The following is a 12,259-nucleotide window of genomic DNA, read 5'->3' as shown; positions in this document are numbered from 1 at the left end:
CGCTCAGGGTTCGATGCGCGCGCCCTGCAGTCGCGGCGCGCCATCGACGATGTCGACCCATACCAGTCGCGCGCCATCGCCATCCGCAAGCAGTTGCGGGAAGCCGGTGGCCCGGCCGCGGCCCTGCAACCTGGCGACGGTCGTGCGCGCCATCTCCTGGGAAAGATCCCGCGTAAAGCGTGCCAGCTGCAGCGATTGGCCCTGTGCATCCTCGCGTATCCAGGCCAGCCACACCCTCTCATCGCTGGCCGCGACCGCGACACGCCCTTGCACCGCTGGGCCGGCATCGACTTCGACCGGCGCGGCGAACGTGTCGCCAGCATCAGCGGAGAACGCCAGACGCACGCGCGGCGCATCGTTGGCGGCGGTGTACCACGCGACCCAGGCGCGTTCGCCGCGCGCGGCGACGGCAGGTCCGTTGACCGGGCAGGCCGGCATCTTCCAGCCATCGTCGTGCACCTTGCGCGCGGGCGTCCAGGCAGTGCCGTCGCGACGGGCAACCACGATGTCGCGGATCTCGTCTTCATCGCGGTCACGCCATGCCAGCAGTGGACCGCGCGAAGTCTGCGCCATCGCGGTCTGGCAGCAATCGCAGGTGCGGGCGTCGAGTTCGCTTTCGGAAAGGCGCTGGCCGGCGGCATCGAATGTCGCCGTGCGCAGGGTCATCGCGCCACCGTGGCCTTCGTGCCCACCGTGCCCTTCGCCGCCGGCATTGCGTCCATCCAGCCAGGCGATGCCGAGACCGCCCGCGGCTTCGGGCCACAACGAGACGAAGCCGTGTTCGCCCGGCTTGCCGTCGGTGTTCACGGCAATCGGCGTCGACCAGTTTGCGCCTTGGTCGTCCGATCGGGAAAGCACCACGTCGTAGGCATAGCCGCCAGCGCCTGACTTGCGCAACCAGTGCGCCCACAAGGTGTTTCCGCTGGCGGCGACATGCGGCGTGTCGGCCCAATTGACGAACCAGTCGTCGCCCTGCGCGACAGTGCGCGGCGCGCTCCATGCTTTTCCGTCGAATTCGGAAAGCTTCAATGCATGGCTGTCGTCTTGGCTTTCGATCCACGACAACAACGAGCGGGCGTCGGGCACTTCGACCAGGTCGGGTTGCGCGGAAGAGGTTGCCTCCGGGAGCTCCCACACAATTGCCCGTAGTCCTGCCTCTTCTTTCCTTTGATGCGGAACCGCCGTTTGCCCGCAGGAGGCCAGCAGAAGGCAGGCGGCCGCTATCCGTAGTGCTCTCATGTCTGCCCCAAAGTCTGCCGGAAGAACGCATCGAGATTTTCCGGATTGCCACGAATGGAGGAAAGCTTCGGCGGCGATCGCTGCATCCGTTCGATTTCGGCTTCCAGATAGTCGCTGATACTGGCGATTCGAGGGCCCTCGCCAACCTCCTTGCTGACCCGCTTTTTTTCCAGGAGGGCATCGATTGCATCGCGCAACACACCTGATGGCAGCAAGCGCTCCAACAGCAACTCAAAGGCCATGGGCGGCGGGTCGGGCTCGTTCTCTATCCATCGACACGCGAGCACGGGCCGCAATACGTACAGGTATTTCTTCGTACGCACGCGATCGCCTTTCAAATATCCGCGGAAGTTTCCCTTGGCCATGCTGAAGTAATGATGCCAAGCGGCTACCGGAGAATAGAATTCATCCGCCAGTTTTTCCAATCCGGCCTTCATGGTTTCGTCGCACCGGTACACAATCGGCGAGCGCAGCCATTCCAGCAACGTCGGATTCGACTTGGATACCAACCGCAACGCTTTGCGCAAATCCCAGCCGCTGACGTCCAATTCATCGTCTATCGGCAATTCGATCACGTCGCGCTGAGGCTGGCCGGGACCGGTACGCTCATTGACGGTCAGGTACCACGATTGGCGATGCACATAGACGAAGCGCGCATCGTAGTCACTATCGGGTGAGGAGAAGCCCCATCCACGGCTGCCCGATTCACAGGCGAACACGATGCGAACGTCGTGTTCGGCCTCGATCCGGGCCAGTGATTCGAGTACGGCTTGTCGCTTCTCGGGCGCTATCGGATGGATATCCATACCCGATTGTCGCAGCTTCGACGCGACGTCACGCCACCCGGCTGCGCCGCGCCCGTTCCAGGTGCACCAGCAACAGCGAAATCGCCGCGGGCGTCATGCCGGGAATGCGCTGCGCCTGGCCGATGGTCTGCGGGCGCACGCGCTCGAGCTTCTGTTGCACCTCGGCCGACAACCCTCGCACGCCGGCGTAGTCGAAACCGTCGGGGATCGGCGTGCCCTCGTGGCGCTGCTGGCGCTCGATCTCCTCGCGCTGGCGGTCGAGGTAGCCGGCGTACTTCACGCCGATTTCGACCTGCTCGGCCACCTTCGCGTCGTCCACCGCCGGGCCGATGCCGGGCACCGACGTCACCTTGGCGTAGTCCAGCTCGGGCCGCTTGATCAGGTCCAGCACGTTGGTTTCGCGGCTGACCGTGACGCCGAGCGTGGCCTCGACTTCGCGACCCAGCGCATTGCCCGGCGTGGCCCACAGCGCGCGCAGTCGTTGCGTCTCGCGTTCGACGGCTTCGCGCTTGGCGGCGAACTTCGCCCAGCGCGCGTCGTCGACCAGCCCGAGTTCGCGGCCTACCGGCGTCAGGCGCAGGTCGGCGTTGTCTTCGCGCAATTGCAGCCGGTATTCGGCGCGGCTGGTGAACATGCGGTACGGCTCGTTGGTGCCGTGGGTGATCAGGTCGTCGACCAGCACGCCGAGGTAGGCCTCGTCGCGACGCGGCGACCAGGCGGTCCGCCCCTGCACGTGGCGCGCGGCGTTGAGGCCGGCGAGCAGGCCTTGCGCGGCGGCCTCTTCGTATCCCGTGGTGCCGTTGATCTGGCCGGCGAAGAACAAACCGGAGACGAGCTTGGTTTCCAGTGAGGATTTCAAACCGCGCGGATCGAAGAAATCGTATTCGATCGCGTAGCCCGGACGGGTGATGTGCGCGTTCTCGAAGCCGCGGATGCTGCGCACCAGTTCCAGCTGCACGTCGAACGGCAGCGAGGTCGAAATGCCGTTCGGGTAGATCTCGACGACGTCGAGGCCTTCCGGCTCGACGAAGATCTGGTGGCTGGCCTTTTCGGCGAAGCGCACCACCTTGTCCTCGATGCTCGGGCAGTAACGCGGGCCGATGCCTTCGATCTGCCCGGAATACAGCGGCGAGCGATGCAGCGCTCCGCGGATGATCTCGTGGGTGCGCTCGCTGGTGTGGGTGATCCAGCACGACACCTGGCGCGGATGCTCGCGCACGTCGCCGACGAACGACATCACCGGCAGCGGATCGTCGCCGGGCTGTTCGTCCATCACCGAGTAGTCGAGGGTGCGGCCGTCGATGCGCGGCGGCGTGCCGGTCTTCAGGCGATCGATCGCGAACGGGCGCTCGCGCAGTTTCGCGGCCAGCGTCGCCGACGGCGGATCGCCCATGCGCCCGGCGGCGTACTGGGTTTCGCCGACATGGATCTTGCCGGCGAGGAAGGTGCCGGCGGTCAGCACCACGGCTTGCGCTTCGAAACGCAGGCCGGTCTGGGTGATCGCGCCACGCACGGCGTCGCCATCGGACGCGTTGTTTTGAATCAGCAGGTCGTCGACCGCGGCCTGGAAGATCGTCAGGTTCGGTTGCGCTTCGACGATGCGCCGGATCGCGGCGCGATACAGCGAGCGATCGGCCTGGCAACGCGTTGCGCGCACCGCCGGGCCCTTCGACGCGTTGAGCGTGCGCCACTGGATGCCGGCCAGGTCGGCCGCGTGCGCCATCGCCCCGCCGAGGGCATCGATTTCCTTGACCAGATGGCCCTTGCCGATGCCGCCGATGGCCGGGTTGCAGCTCATCGCACCGACCGTTTCGACGTTGTGGGTCAGCAGCAGCGTGCGCGCGCCGGCGCGCGCCGACGCCAGCGCGGCCTCGGTGCCGGCATGGCCGCCGCCGATCACGATGACGTCGTAGCGGTGGAAATCGTTGCCCGGTTTCATAAGCCGCTGATTTTACCGGCCTTGCGGGCGGCGGTGGGCGCGGAGTTGGCACGGAACCTGCTGAATACTTCCTGTACCCGTCGCAGCAAGCGACCAGGGGCGCGGGATGGCAGATACAGGGGGGCCAGCCTTGTGCGCGATGGGTGCCCGGGCCGGCAGTCGGGGGACTGCCGGCCTTTTTTATTGCCCGGACCCGGCCAAGGTGGCCATGGCTTCCCTTTTCGACTGGCGGAAGGAGAAGCCGACGCCCGGTGGTGGCCGGAACAGGGGGGATCCGGGGGCACGCGGCCGGGCGCCGACAAGCGTCGACTTAACCGACAACGTCAAAAAACGACGCACTCGGTCAACCCTTACGCGGCCAATGGGTAGGCCCGGAATCAGGGCTCCTGCTGGGCCTGGCGGGCACGCTGGATCATCCGCGACATGCGTCCGCCGCCCTGGTCGCCGGATTGCGGGCGCGGCGCGGGCATTACCCGCGGCGCAGCCTGCGGCATGGAGCTGCGTGGCATCGGCTGCATCTGCTGGCGCTGGGCTTCGCGTCGCTCGCGCAGGCGCTGCAGGTCGCGCCACGCCGGACGGTCGCCATCCGGCTGCCGCGTGACCGGCGGTTGCGGTTGCGGTTGGCTGCCCCCGTTGTCGGGTCTCGGCCGCGGGCGCGGATGATAGGGATAGTAGCGGTACGGGTAACGGCTGCCGTAGCTGTAGGGATAGGTATAGCCGCCATAGGGATACCCGTAATAGCCATAGCCATAACCGCCATAGCCGTACGGGTAGCCGTAGCCACCGTAGTAGTCGACCTCCGGCCGGCCGGAGTAATAGCCGCCCGGCGCACTCCCTCCGGCGTAGTCGTAGGTGGCGCAGCCGCCCAACGCGGCCAGGGCCACGGCGGCAACGGCGAATGCTCGGAATTTCATGGTGTAACCCCCCGCAGGCGATCCTGCATGCTCGCAGATTCGGCCCCGCGCATTGAATCCGTGCTTAATCCCGCCGTGGCGCGTGCGGACGCAGCGTTCCGTCGCCGCGCCGCTTCGGAACGCCAACGCCTATGGGTTAACCTTTGCCGCATGCTTCCGCTTCCCGACTTCGACGCCGTGCTGGCCGCCGCCGCGCGGATCGCGCCGCATGCGCACGCCACCCCGGTCCTGACTTCGCGTTCGCTGGACGAACTCGCCGGCGCCCGCGTGCATCTCAAGGCCGAACACCTGCAGCGGGTCGGCGCGTTCAAGTTCCGCGGCGCCTGCAACGCGGTGTGGTCGCTGGACGAAGCCACCGCCGCGCGCGGAGTGGTGACCCATTCCTCGGGCAATCACGGCGCGGCGCTGGCGCTGGCGGCGCGCACGCGTGGCATTCCCTGCCACGTGGTCGTGCCCGAAGGCGCGGTGGCGGCGAAACTGGCCTCGATCCAGCGCTATGGCGCGGTACTGCACCGCTGCGCGCCGGGCATCGCCGCGCGCGAAGCGACCTGCGCGCAGGTGCAGGCCGACACCGGCGCGGAACTGGTGCATCCCTACACCGACGCGCGGGTCATCGCCGGCCAAGGCACCGCCACGCTGGAGCTGTTGAACGCGACCGGCGCGCTCGACGCGCTGGTGGTGCCGGTCGGCGGCGGCGGCCTGGCCAGCGGCACGGCGATCGCCGCCGCCGCGCTGGCGCCGGGCTGCAGGATCTTCCTGGCCGAACCGGCCGGCGCCGCCGATGCCGCGCGTTCGCTGGCCGCGGGCGAACGCCGCGTCGATTTCGTCCCCGACACGATCTGCGACGGCCTACGCGGCACGCTGGGCGAACCGAACTTCGAACTGCTGCGCCGCTTCGACGCGCAGCCCATCGTGGTCGAGGATGCCGAAACCGTCGCCGCGATGCGCCTGCTGTGGCAGGTCGCCAAGCAGGTGGTCGAGCCCTCTTCGGCGATCGCCCTGGCCGCGGTGCTGCAACGACGCGAAATCTTCGCCGGACTGCGCGTGGGCATCGTCCTGTCCGGCGGCAACGTCGACCTGGATGCGCTGCCCTGGAGCGCGGCGTGAACGCTTCTGGCCGTCGCAGGAAACGCCGCGGCCCGCTCGGCTGGCTGTGGCGCTTGCTGTTGCTGGCGCTGCTGTGGCTGCTCGGCGTGGCCGCGTACATCGTATGGGTCGGCAACCGGGACCAGGCGGCGCCGGCCGACGCGATCATCGTGCTGGGCGCGGCGGCCTACGACGCGCGGCCTTCGCCGGTGTTCGAGGAACGCCTGCGCCATGGCATCGACCTGTACAAACGCGGCCTGGCCGGGCGGCTGATCTTCACCGGCGGCTACGGCGGGCACGGCGCGCGTTTCTCCGAATCGCAGGTCGGCCGCCGCTACGCATTGCGCCACGGCGTGGCCGAAGAGGCGATCCTGATCGAAAGCGTGTCGCGCACCACCCGGCAGAACCTGCAACAGGCGGCGACGCTGATGCGCAACAACGGGCTGCACCGCGCCATCGTGGTCAGCGACCCGCTGCACATGGCGCGCGCGTTGCGCCTGTCCCGCGAGGCCGGCATCGAAGCGCTGGGCTCGCCGACCCCGACCACGCGTTTCCGTACCTTCAGCACGCGCTGGAAATTCCTGCTGCAGGAAGTCTATTTCTTCCATCGCGACCTGTTCGTCGAATCGGCTTGAGGCGATCGGCTTGTCCGCCGCCCGGATGAAGGAAACCGTTCCCGCTCGCCGCCTCGCCCGGGCCGACCGTGGTGGCATGTCGAGGCGGATCGGGCACGGTATTCCGACATCGTCGTAACCCGCACGGTCCTAAAAGCTTCATCGCAAACCGCCATCCTGCTTCGCCGCCCCCGTCCGGACGACGCATGAACCCGCTTCCCCGCCTTCCTCCCATCGTGTCGACCGCGTTGCTGGCCCTCGTGCTGGCGTTCGCGTTCCTGGGCACGCGCGGCATCTGGGACCCGGACGAAGGCCGCTACACCAACGTGGCGATGAACATGCTCGACACCGGCGACTGGATCCATCCCAGGCGCAGCCACGAGGTCGGGCACTGGACCAAGCCACCGCTGACCTACTGGGCCATCGCCGCCAGCGTGGCGACGTTCGGCCGCGAACCCTGGGCGGCGCGATTGCCGGCGGCGCTGGCCTACCTGCTGTGCACGTGGCTGGCTTGGCGGATGGCGCGCCGGCTGTTGCCCGAATCCCGCGACGGTCCCGTGCAGGCCGCGCTGGTCTACGCGACGATGCTGCTGCCCGTGGGCGCGGCGCAGATGATCACCACCGACTACGTGCTGGCCGCCTGCGAAACCCTGGCGATGTGGGGGTTCGTCGAAGCGCGCTTCGGTTCATCGCGCCGCCCGCGCGCGTGGCTGGTGCTGATGTGGCTGGGCTTCGCCCTCGCCTTCCTCGCCAAGGGGCCGCCGGCGCTGGTGCCGTTGCTGGCGCTGCTGGCCTTCAACCTGTGGGTGCCCGGACCGCGGCGGCATGTGTTCCAGTGGTCGGGCCTGCTGGTGTTCGTGCTGCTGGCGTTGCCGTGGTACGTCGCGGTGATCCTGGATACGCCGGGCCTGTTCCGCTATTTCATCGGCGACGAAGTGGTCAACCGGGTCACTACCAACGAATTCGGCCGCAACGGCCAGTGGTACGGCTGGCTGGCGGTCTACTTGCCGACCTTGCTGTTGGGTGCGCTGCCGTGGACCGGTGCGTTGCTGCGCAGCGCGAAAGGCCTGCCCGGACATTTCCGGCGCTGGTGGCGCGAACCCGCCGCGCGCGCGCAGGACGCACCGCGTTTGTTCCTCGTCCTGTGGCTGGCATTGCCGCTGCTGGTGTTCTGCCTGGCCCAGTCGCGGATGCCGCTGTATCTGTTGCCGCTGTTCGCACCGCTGGCATTGCTGGTCGCGAGGCAACGCAACGAAGAAGGCAAGGGATTCCCGCGCGCATGGCGGCTGCTGGCGTGGTTGGCCGTCGTGTTCGCCCTGCGCATCGGCGCGGTGCATTGGCCCACGCACAAGGACGCGGCCGCCTGGGCGCAGGCGATCCGCGAACGCAGCGACGGGCCGGTCGAGGAAGTCGTGTTCGTCGACGACATGGCCCGCTACGGTCTGCATCTGGAACTGGGCGCGGAAGTCGAGAAGATTTCGCTGGCGCCGCTGCCGCAACCTCAACCGAAGTTCAGTCCCGAGTACGACGAAGACCTCGCCAGCGAACTGGCCGAGCACGAGCCCGGCGTGGTCTGGGTTTGCAAGCAGGCGGCGTGGCCGGGCGTGCAGGCGCGGGTGGTGGCGTCGGGCTACCGCGTCGAAGTCCTGGGCGCGCCCTACGAGGGGCGCGTGCTGTTCCGGGTGGAACGCGCCGCGCAGGAACCGGGAATTGGCACCCGCGAGCGAAAGCCCGTTATTCCTGCACGTTCCTAACCCTTGCGCCGGATCGGAATGGCCGACACCGGCACCGACGCGACGTCGTGCCCGCCCATGCGGATCGGCGCGCCCGGTTCCGGCGCCCAGGCATGGGCATAAATCGCTTCCCAGGTCGCGGGCAATCCCGCCTCGCGGCGCAGCTTTTCGTAAGCCGCGCCAGCCGCGGCGAAGCGCATGCGGCCGGTCAGCGTATGCCGGCGCGTGCGCAGCGCGTTGGTCGCGCCCATCGCGCGCAGTTCGCGCATCAGCGCCGGCAGGTCGGGATAGTCGAGGACGAACAGATCGCGGTCCAGCACCGGATCGCGGAAGCCCGCCGCCATCAGGGCATCGCCGAATTGCGCGATCGACGCGAACGGACTCACGTGCGGCGCCTCGTCGGCCGCGGAGAAAGCCTCGCGCAATTCGACCAGCGTGTCCGGGCCGAAAGTGGAGCACAGCAGCAGACCACCGGGCTTGAGCACGCGGCGGAAGCCGGCGAACGCAGCGGGCAGGTCTTCGACCCACTGCAGGCACAGGTTGGTGAACAATACGTCGACACTGCTTTCCGCCAACGGCAGTGCACGCGCATCGGCGCAGACGCGGGCGAAGTCGGCGCCCACGGTGCGCTGCCACCATGGCGTGCGCTTGCGCGATTCCCGCAGCATCGGCAGGGCCATATCCAGGGCGACCACCTGCGCCTTCGGCCAGCGCTTGCGCATTGCCGCCGCAGCGCGCGCCGGGCCGCTGCCGACATCCAGCACGACCTGCGGCACGCGATCCTCGAGGTAGTCCAGCGATTCGAGCAGGCGCGATTCGATCTCGTGCTGCAACGCCGCCGCCGCATCGTAGCTGGTGGCGGAGCGCGAGAACGCGCGGCGGATGTGGCGACTGTCGAACACGAAACTCATGCATCCAATCCTTCGACGAAACCGGCAAGCTTCTCCGCGACGAAATCGGCGTGCCCGATGAACGGCGCATGCGCACCCCGCGCGATGCCGACGAATTCGCCGCGCGCCAGCTCCGCCGCCATGCGCATGCCCGCGGAGGGCACCAGACGATCGCGATCGCCCGCGATCCACAAGCTCGGCATGCCCAGGCCCGGCAGCAGATGGCGCAGGTCGCTGCGCTCCAGCAGGCGCAGGCCTTCCTGCAATGCTCGCGGCGCCGGTTCGCCGCGCGCGACCAGCGCGTCGCGCAGGCTGCGCAGCTCGGCGCGGCCGTGTTCGGAGCCCAGCGTGTCCAGCGCGAGGAAACGTTCCAGCGTGCCGCGGAAATCCTGTTGCAGCTCCGTGCCGAACTGCGCGAACACCGAGGCCTCGACCGCATCCGGCCAGCCTTCGCCGCGGACGAAGCGCGGTGTCGCCGCGATGATCGCCAGGCCGCGCACCTGCGGCTGCATCGCGGCCGCCTTCAACGCGAACAGGCCGCCCAACGACCAGCCCAGCCACACGGCCGGCGGCGTGCGCGCGGCGACTTCGTCGACCACCGCGTCCAGCGCCAGCGGCATCGTGGCGTCGCGGCTGTAACCATGACCGGGCAGATCGACCAGATGAAAGGTGAAGCGATCCGACAGCCGCTGCACCAATGGCGCGAACACGCCACCGTGCAGTGCCCAGCCGTGGATCAGCACCAGCGCCGGGCCCTGGCCGACGGTTTCGATATGCAAGCCGCTCATGTGCCGTGTTCCGTACGCAGGACTTCGGTTTCGCGCGCATCCGCTACCGGCCGCGACGCGACCCAGGCGAACAGGCCGATGCCCCCGATCACCAGCAATGCACCCCACAGGGCCATGCCGCGGGGCCACGATTCGCCCAGGAACGCCACGCCCAGCAAGGTGGCGAACAACAGCTCCGCGGCCTGCATGGCCTCGGCCGCGGCCAGCGCCGTCGCATGATCGCGCACCATGCCGGTGGCGCGGAAGAACAGCACCGTGGCGACGACGCCGGCACTGAGCGCGACGCCTGCGGCGAGCCAGACCTGCGTCGCCTCCGGCCAACCCGCTCGCGTCCAGCCGAATGCCGCCAACGCCCACCACAGCGGCTGGCTGGCCAAAGTCAGGCCGAACACGCGCTGGGTGGCGTCGAGCCGTTCGCCGGTACGCTCCAGGTGCAGCAGCAACAGGCGGTTGCCTAGCGGATAGGCCACCGCCGACACCAGCACGCAGCCCAATGCGATCCAGCCGGCGCGATCGAGCGCGCCGTGGGCATGGCCGAACTGCATCAGCAGTACGCCGGCGACGATGACCCCGCCAGCGGCCAGCGCCGGCAATGGAATGCGCCGGCGCGCATCCCGATACAGCAAGGGCGCGCACAACATCCCGGCGATGACCGTGAACTGGAAACTGCCCGCCACCAGCCACGACGGCCCGCTGGCGGCGGCATAACTCAGCGATGCATAGAACACGAAGAACCCGATGCCGGCGTACAACAGCCAGGGCCACGGCGCGGTGCGGATCGAGCGCCACACGGGCGCGAACCCGCCTCCGCGCAACACCAGCGGCAACAGCAACGGCAAAGTGATCAGGTAACGCAGCGAAGCGATCCACGCCCAATGCGCGTCGGCGCTGGCATTGGCGCGGTTGAGCACATAGGTCAGGGTGAAGAACAACGCCGCCAGCAGCGAGATTCCGACCGCGAACAACGCCCGGTGCGACGGGCGCCCTTGCGTTTCCGTCATGCCGCGGCCCCGTCGCGGATGGCGTCGCGCGCCATCGCCAGCGCCTCGACCAGCGCATCGACCTGCGCCGGTCCGTGCGCCGCCGACAGGGTCACGCGCAACCGCGCCTTGCCGTCCGGCACGGTCGGCGGACGGATCGCGGTGACCAGGTAGCCGGCGCGTTCCAGCGCCGCCGACATCGCCAAGGCGGTGGCGTTGTCGCCGCACAGCAAGGGCTGGATCGGCGAATCCGAATCCATTGGCGCCAGTCCGTGCCGCGCCACGCCGCGACGGAAACGCGCGATCAGTTCGTTCAACTTGTCGCGCCGCCACTGGTCGCGCCGCGCATGCTTCACTGCGGCGGTGGTCGCCGCGGCCAACGCCGGCGGCAACGCGGTGGTGTAGATGTAGGGCCGTGCGGTTTCGGCCAGATGGCGGACCAGCGCTTCGTCGCCGACCACGACGGCGCCGTAACCGCCCAGCGCCTTGCCCAACGTGGCCAGCTGCAGCGGCACTTCGCCCGGACCCAGGCCAGCGGCGGCGACGCTGCCGCGCCCTTCCGGGCCGGACACGCCCACGCCATGCGCATCGTCGACGTACAGCAGTGCCTTCTGCGCGCGCGCCACCAGGGCCAGGTCGCGCAACGGCGCCACGTCGCCGTCCATGCTGAAAACGCCGTCGGTGGCCAGCATTGCCGCGCCATCGGCTGCGAGGCGCAACTGGCGGATCGCGCCCTCCGCATCGGCATGCGGATAGCGGCGCAAACTGCAGCCGGCCAGCCGCGACGCGTCGATCAGGCTGGCGTGGTTGAGCCGGTCCTGCACGCAGACGTCGCCACTTTCGGACAGCAATGCCTGTTGCACGGCGAGGTTGGCGAGGAATCCGCTGCCGAACAGCAATCCGCGCGGATAGCCGAGCCAATCGGCGACCTCCCGCTCCAGCGCCTCGTGCGCGGCGTGATGCCCGCTGACCAAGTGCGAAGCGCCCGCGCCGACGCCATGGCGCGCGGCGGTGTCCTGCAGGGCGTTGACCACTTCGAACTGCTGCGCCAGGCCCAGGTAATCGTTGCCACAGAACTCGACCAGCCAGCGGCCGTCGATTTCGACCCGGGTGCCGTCGCGCCGCGTCACCGTCCGCCGCGTCCGCACGCGGTCCTGCGCCATGCGCTGTTCGCGCTGCAAGCGGACGCGTTGGTGGAGGTCGGGGCGGGACATGTTGGGTTCTTTGGCTTTGGCGTTGGTTTTGGCTTCTGTCTTTGCGCTTTGGGCTC

At 68.6% G+C, this 12,259-nt stretch carries 11 protein-coding genes; 3 read left to right on the top strand and 8 right to left on the bottom strand.

Annotation, left to right across the window (positions count from 1 at the left end; genetic code table 11):
- Nucleotides 1-3 precede the first annotated feature (3 nt).
- The 4 genes from J5837_RS06765 to J5837_RS06750 form a co-directional block, all read right to left on the bottom strand.
- The gene (locus J5837_RS06765; RefSeq protein ID WP_210535915.1) at nucleotides 4-1,137 is read right to left on the bottom strand and encodes a sialidase family protein; all 1,134 of its coding nucleotides are present in this window, start codon (nucleotides 1,135-1,137) and stop codon (nucleotides 4-6) included.
- Between the two features lie 98 nt (nucleotides 1,138-1,235).
- Complete coding sequence (locus tag J5837_RS06760) at nucleotides 1,236-2,045, bottom strand: nucleotidyltransferase domain-containing protein (protein ID WP_210535914.1); 810 nt, start codon at nucleotides 2,043-2,045, stop codon at nucleotides 1,236-1,238.
- Nucleotides 2,046-2,073: 28 nt separating this feature from the next.
- Entirely contained in the window at nucleotides 2,074-3,984 is a 1,911-nt protein-coding gene (gene mnmG / locus J5837_RS06755; protein WP_210535913.1) for a tRNA uridine-5-carboxymethylaminomethyl(34) synthesis enzyme MnmG, read from the bottom strand.
- 377 nt (nucleotides 3,985-4,361) lie between these two features.
- Nucleotides 4,362-4,898, bottom strand: a complete 537-nt coding sequence (locus J5837_RS06750; protein ID WP_210535912.1) for a hypothetical protein — start codon at nucleotides 4,896-4,898, stop codon at nucleotides 4,362-4,364.
- A gap of 150 nt (nucleotides 4,899-5,048) precedes the next feature.
- On the opposite strand from J5837_RS06750, the gene J5837_RS06745 reads away from it, so the two are divergent.
- From J5837_RS06745 to J5837_RS06735, 3 genes are all read left to right on the top strand, one after another.
- Nucleotides 5,049-6,005 (top strand): pyridoxal-phosphate dependent enzyme, encoded by a 957-nt coding sequence (locus tag J5837_RS06745; protein ID WP_210535911.1) that lies wholly within the window; start codon nucleotides 5,049-5,051, stop codon nucleotides 6,003-6,005.
- Nucleotides 5,990-6,619 carry a YdcF family protein gene (locus J5837_RS06740; RefSeq protein WP_210536177.1) on the top strand — a complete coding sequence of 210 codons (630 nt, stop codon included), beginning with the start codon at nucleotides 5,990-5,992 and terminating at the stop codon, nucleotides 6,617-6,619. Before J5837_RS06745 ends, J5837_RS06740 begins: the two co-directional genes overlap by 16 nt.
- A 185-nt stretch (nucleotides 6,620-6,804) precedes the next feature.
- A complete protein-coding gene (locus J5837_RS06735; RefSeq protein WP_210535910.1) occupies nucleotides 6,805-8,352 on the top strand; it encodes an ArnT family glycosyltransferase in 1,548 nt (515 codons plus the stop codon).
- Here the strand turns inward: J5837_RS06735 and bioC are convergent.
- The 4 genes from bioC to bioF are packed head-to-tail and all read right to left on the bottom strand — an operon-like array spanning nucleotide 8,349 to nucleotide 12,203.
- The gene (bioC, locus tag J5837_RS06730) at nucleotides 8,349-9,242 is read right to left on the bottom strand and encodes a malonyl-ACP O-methyltransferase BioC (protein WP_210535909.1); all 894 of its coding nucleotides are present in this window, start codon (nucleotides 9,240-9,242) and stop codon (nucleotides 8,349-8,351) included. The two genes, J5837_RS06735 and bioC, sit on opposite strands and share 4 nt — an antisense overlap.
- Nucleotides 9,239-10,000, bottom strand: a complete 762-nt coding sequence (bioH, locus tag J5837_RS06725) for a pimeloyl-ACP methyl ester esterase BioH (RefSeq protein ID WP_210536176.1) — start codon at nucleotides 9,998-10,000, stop codon at nucleotides 9,239-9,241. The genes bioC and bioH overlap by 4 nt, the downstream gene beginning before the upstream one ends.
- Before the next feature lie 5 nt (nucleotides 10,001-10,005).
- Nucleotides 10,006-11,010 carry a multidrug resistance efflux transporter family protein gene (locus J5837_RS06720; RefSeq protein ID WP_210535908.1) on the bottom strand — a complete coding sequence of 335 codons (1,005 nt, stop codon included), beginning with the start codon at nucleotides 11,008-11,010 and terminating at the stop codon, nucleotides 10,006-10,008.
- Complete coding sequence (gene bioF / locus J5837_RS06715) at nucleotides 11,007-12,203, bottom strand: 8-amino-7-oxononanoate synthase (protein WP_210535907.1); 1,197 nt, start codon at nucleotides 12,201-12,203, stop codon at nucleotides 11,007-11,009. The genes J5837_RS06720 and bioF overlap by 4 nt, the downstream gene beginning before the upstream one ends.
- Nucleotides 12,204-12,259 lie beyond the last annotated feature (56 nt).

The organism is Pseudoxanthomonas helianthi (genome assembly GCF_017939625.1).
Taxonomy (GTDB): domain Bacteria; phylum Pseudomonadota; class Gammaproteobacteria; order Xanthomonadales; family Xanthomonadaceae; genus Pseudoxanthomonas_A; species Pseudoxanthomonas_A helianthi.
The sequence above is the reverse complement of the archived record's forward strand: the minus strand, read 5'-3'. Positions and strand labels throughout refer to the sequence as shown.